A 4587-nucleotide genomic window follows, 5' to 3' on the forward strand; every position below is an offset into this window, starting at 1 on the left:
GCTACCGCCGTAGGTTTTTGCCAGAACGGTGGTGATTGCAGCAGTCAGGGTAGTTTTACCGTGGTCAACGTGGCCGATAGTACCAACGTTAACGTGCGGTTTTGAACGCTCAAACTTTTCTTTAGACATTAGGTTGTCCCTCTAAGACACGGAATCGGTGGTTTCACCACATCAACCAAGCAATTTTGCTTGTTTTAAGATATCTACAGGAAGAAAATCAGGAGGCAAGAACTAGGGAAGTGGTGCTGATAGGCAGATTCGAACTGCCGACCTCACCCTTACCAAGGGTGTGCTCTACCAACTGAGCTATATCAGCACATCTTGGAGCGGGCAGCGGGAATCGAACCCGCATCATCAGCTTGGAAGGCTGAGGTAATAGCCATTATACGATGCCCGCGTGAACTCGGCTACCTGACTTTAATCAGCTGTATTATATCTCAAGTATTTTGTCTGGAGTATTAACTCGAGCAGAACACTCAAGATGAAAACTGGTTCATGGTGGTGGGGGAAGGATTCGAACCTTCGAAGTCTGTGACGGCAGATTTACAGTCTGCTCCCTTTGGCCGCTCGGGAACCCCACCTTTCCAAATTTTTAATGGTGCCGGCACCAAGAATCGAACTCGGGACCTACTGATTACAAGTCAGTTGCTCTACCATCTGAGCTATGCCGGCATCAAGTGCTGCGCATTCTAGGTAGTATTCGTCTTTGATGCAACAAAAAATTTATTTTTTTTGTTTTTTCGCTCACATTCCGTTCAGAGATGGTTTTTTTGATTATTTTTTAAGTAGATGAAGTATAAATAACAACCACAAACTATATAATGCAAATCTTAGGAAGCAGAGCAAGTAGCCTATTTTCAAGAATGAACAGCTATATCGATACTACTTTTTTTAGGTTTTTAAATTAAAAATAGCTCCAAGACTGCTTATTTTTTCGCAATTTTGCATTTTCCATCAAAAAAATTACTAAAATGATAAAAAATTCTACGCCTACGATAGCTCAGCCGATATGATGAGATTTATTTTTTGTCGGGTACGGGTGTGCAATAGTACCCGTCCAACCTGCAGAGACAGGCAGATGTTGGCTTATGAATGAGAAAGAGTCTTTTTTAACAACTCCATATTTACACTTTGATCGTGAACATTGGGCAACTTTGCGTGACTCAGTGCCCCTAACATTAACTGCAGAAGAGTTTTCTGCCTTAAAAGGAATTAATGAAGACATATCAATAGACGAAGTGGTTGAGATCTACTTACCATTATCACGTCTACTTAATTTTTATATTAGCTCCAATCTTCGACGACAAGCTGTTCTTGAACAATTTTTAGGAACCGGCGGGCAAAAAATACCTTATGTTATTGGTATTGCAGGCAGTGTTGCCGTTGGTAAAAGCACAACTGCGCGTTTGTTGCAGGCATTACTCAGCCGGTGGCCTGAGCATCGTCGTGTAAAGCTGGTAACAACCGATGGCTTTTTACATTCTAATAATATCCTGAATGAACGCGGTTTAATGAAAAAGAAAGGATTCCCTGAATCCTACGATATGCGCGGTCTGGTGAAATTCGTCTCCGATATAAAATCAGGAGCCGAAAAGGTTGCCGCTCCCGTATATTCTCATCTCAGTTACGATATTGTTCCTGATGAACAACTTATCATAGAACGGCCAGATATCCTGATACTGGAAGGGTTAAACGTACTACAGAGTGGAATGGATTATCCTCACGAACCACATCACGTTTTTGTTTCAGACTTTGTTGATTTTTCTATTTATGTAGATGCGTCAGAACAATTACTCGAACAATGGTATGTCAGCCGTTTTCTGAAATTCCGGCAGGGGGCTTTTTCTGATCCTGAATCCTATTTCCACAATTATTCTAAGTTAACAACGGAAGAAGCAGTAAAGGTAGCATCCGATATTTGGCGAGAAATTAATGGACTAAATCTACAGCAAAATATCCTGCCAACCAGAGAGCGAGCCAGCTTAATTTTGACTAAAGGCGCTAACCACGCAATTGAGAACGTCAGGTTAAGAAAATAATGCCCGAAAGCCGGAAAATACTTCCGGCCTTATCCTTAACAGCCTCTCAGAGAAATTTCACCACCAATATAAGGTGTAACAACTCCATCTATATCAAGCAACAAAGCCCCTTGTTGATCAATACCACGGGCTGTTCCATAAATTTCTTGCTCACCAATGATTAATTTCACAGAACGATCCATAAAATTATCTAATTTAAACCATCTGGAAACAAAAGGTTGCAACCCTTCATTTTCAAACTGAATTAATGCCTTCTTAAGTTCAGTAACGATCTCAGCAACCAGTTTATTTCTCTCAATAGCTACTCCAGCCTGTTGTAAATTAGCCCACTGCTGGCTAATTATTTTTTGCTGCTCATTACTCATCGAAATATTCATGCCAATACCGATAACTATCTGAGCTGCATCACCTGTTTTTCCCATTAATTCAACTAATATACCCGCCAGTTTTTTGTCATCCAGATATAAATCATTAGGCCATTTGACTTTTACTTTTTCAGCCCCCTGACGATTCAATACTTCAGCAATTACAATACCCACAACTAAACTTAATCCAATCGCTGCAGCAGGTCCTTGCTCTAATCGCCAGAACATAGATAAATATAAATTACGACCAAATGCAGAGACCCATTGCCTTCCTCTGCGGCCTCTTCCTGCATATTGATATTCTGCCACACAGGTATCACCTGAAGTAAGCTCTGTTAATTTATCTAATAAATATTGATTGGTAGAATCGATAACTGGAATAATTTCAATCCGATTATCTGGTAAATAATTTTCGATGATATCTTTGCTAAGGAGATTCATTTGAGCAGGAAAACGGTAGCCTTTGCCGGGGATCGTTAGAATTTCCACTCCCCATTCACGGATAACCTGCATATGTTTATTTATTCCTGCCCTACTCATTCCTAACTTTTGGCCCAACTGCTGCCCCGAATGAATTTCACCATCTGATAAGATTTTAATTAATTTTAATGGAGTACTAATGTCTTTCATGAAATACATTCCACCGCATCTATTTCACCGTCACTACCAATGAAACGAACTTCCGGCTCTAAATAAATATTGAATTTTTCAGCTACCTGCTTGTGAACATAAGCAGCTAACGCAATAACATCCTGTCCTGTAGCATTACCTTGATTAATTAATACTAATGCTTGTTTCTGATGAACTGCTGCATGACCAATATGATACCCTTTCAGGTGACACCTATCTATCAACCAGCCTGCCGCTATTTTTACACTATGTTCATTGTGATAATACTGGGGGCACTCAGGATACTCAGATTTAATTTTCTGTGCTAATTCTGCTGATATAATTGGATTCTTAAAGAAGCTTCCTGCATTTCCTGTGATCGAGGGATCGGGTAATTTACTCTGGCGCATTTCACAAACTGTATGAAAAATTTGCTCCGGTGTTACATCATCAGGCGAGAATTTGGTTAAACCACCATAAGTTAGTATTGGTTTCCATACTTTATTCAATCTTAAACCAATCGCTGTAATTGCATAACCATCTCTATATCCATGCTTAAAAATGCTATCTCTGTAAGCAAATCGGCACTCATTCTCCATCAGGCGAATTTGCTTTCCTGTTTTTAGCTCGACTAAATCAACGTACTCACAGACCTGTTTGAATTCAATTCCATAAGCTCCAATATTTTGGATAGGAGCAGAACCCACATTTCCTGGGATAAGAGCCAAATTTTCCAAACCATAGATCTTGTTTTTGAGTAGATAAATAATCAGCTCGTGCCAATTCTCACCCGCACCAACATGAATATTCCATGCAGTATCCGATTCTTGTATATCAATACCAGTAATACGGTTCAGAATCACAGTACCTTTGAAATCTTCGGTAAAGAGAACATTGCTCCCTCCACCTAGCAATAAAATAGGCTGATGGTTTTCTACCGCCTCTTGCCATAAATCCAGAAGTGATTCAACAGAGACCGCCACGCTAATACGATTGGCATTTGCAGATATACCAAATGTGTTAAATGTTTTTAGTTGGTTTGAGTTACAAACAGGCATTCAATTCAGGCTCAATAAGTGATTTGACTGTAGTCTAGCAGACTCTGCATTTGAAAGGTAAGACAGTGAATACCTATCATGAGGATAGGGAGCAAAAATGCAAAAAGCCACTCATTTGAGTGGCTTTTTGACTATGTATTAAAGCTTGGCAGTTCCCTACTCTCACATGGGGAGACCCCACACTACCATCGGCGCAACGGTGTTTCACTACTGAGTTCGGCATGGGGTCAGGTGGGACCACCGCGCTATTGCCGCCAAGCAAATTCTGTTTTATTTGCCGAACATATTATTCATGGTGCTGATACCCAGATTCGAACTGGGGACCTCACCCTTACCAAGGGTGTGCTCTACCAACTGAGCCATATCAGCAAATGCTGAAATAAAAAGTGTTGCCATTTGGGCAACACTTATAAATTGATGTCTGGCAGTGTCCTACTCTCACATGGGGAGACCCCACACTACCATCGGCGCTACGGCGTTTCACTGCTGAGTTCGGCATGGGGTCAGGTGGGACCA

Annotated in this window: 4 protein-coding genes, 5 tRNA genes and 2 rRNA genes; 1 reads left to right on the forward strand and 10 read right to left on the reverse strand. The window is 40.9% G+C overall.

The features are described 5' to 3' along the window. The 5 genes from Xinn_RS20030 to Xinn_RS20050 form a co-directional block, all read right to left on the reverse strand. A partial coding sequence (locus Xinn_RS20030) for a GTP-binding protein (protein WP_231069005.1) occupies positions 1–129 on the reverse strand: 129 nt, incomplete at its 3' end. 111 nt (positions 130–240) lie between these two features. Continuing rightward, positions 241–316, reverse strand: a tRNA-Thr gene (locus Xinn_RS20035). 6 nt (positions 317–322) lie between these two features. Further along, positions 323–397 (reverse strand) — tRNA-Gly (locus Xinn_RS20040). A 99-nt stretch (positions 398–496) separates the two neighbouring features. After that, positions 497–581: transfer RNA gene (locus Xinn_RS20045), tRNA-Tyr, on the reverse strand. A 15-nt stretch (positions 582–596) separates the two neighbouring features. Then, a tRNA-Thr gene (locus Xinn_RS20050) sits at positions 597–672 on the reverse strand. A 416-nt stretch (positions 673–1088) separates the two neighbouring features. On the opposite strand from Xinn_RS20050, the gene coaA reads away from it, so the two are divergent. Further along, positions 1089–2039, forward strand: coding sequence for a type I pantothenate kinase (gene coaA, locus Xinn_RS20055; RefSeq protein ID WP_086954999.1), 951 nt, complete (start codon positions 1089–1091; stop codon positions 2037–2039). Between the two features lie 35 nt (positions 2040–2074). On the opposite strand, the gene birA is transcribed toward coaA, so the two are convergent. From birA to rrf (Xinn_RS20080), 5 genes are all read right to left on the reverse strand, one after another. Further along, a complete protein-coding gene (birA, locus tag Xinn_RS20060; RefSeq protein ID WP_086954998.1) occupies positions 2075–3034 on the reverse strand; it encodes a bifunctional biotin--[acetyl-CoA-carboxylase] ligase/biotin operon repressor BirA in 960 nt (319 codons plus the stop codon). Then, entirely contained in the window at positions 3031–4071 is a 1041-nt protein-coding gene (murB, locus tag Xinn_RS20065; protein ID WP_086954997.1) for a UDP-N-acetylmuramate dehydrogenase, read from the reverse strand. The genes birA and murB overlap by 4 nt, the downstream gene beginning before the upstream one ends. Before the next feature lie 143 nt (positions 4072–4214). Then, positions 4215–4330 (reverse strand): 5S ribosomal RNA (rrf, locus tag Xinn_RS20070). A 34-nt stretch (positions 4331–4364) separates the two neighbouring features. Next, a tRNA-Thr gene (locus Xinn_RS20075) sits at positions 4365–4440 on the reverse strand. Positions 4441–4490: 50 nt separating this feature from the next. After that, a 5S ribosomal RNA gene (gene rrf / locus Xinn_RS20080) occupies positions 4491–4587 on the reverse strand; the annotation flags it as partial.

This window comes from Xenorhabdus innexi, assembly GCF_002632485.1.
Classification (GTDB): domain Bacteria; phylum Pseudomonadota; class Gammaproteobacteria; order Enterobacterales; family Enterobacteriaceae; genus Xenorhabdus; species Xenorhabdus innexi.

Bases quoted from the DNA above. Each gene is read 5' to 3' on its own strand.
- murB (WP_086954997.1), bottom strand. From the start codon at position 4,071: ATGCCTGTTTGTAACTCAAACCAACTAAAAACATTTAACACATTTGGT.
- birA (WP_086954998.1), bottom strand. From the start codon at position 3,034: ATGAAAGACATTAGTACTCCATTAAAATTAATTAAAATCTTATCAGAT.
- coaA (WP_086954999.1), top strand. From the start codon at position 1,089: ATGAATGAGAAAGAGTCTTTTTTAACAACTCCATATTTACACTTTGAT.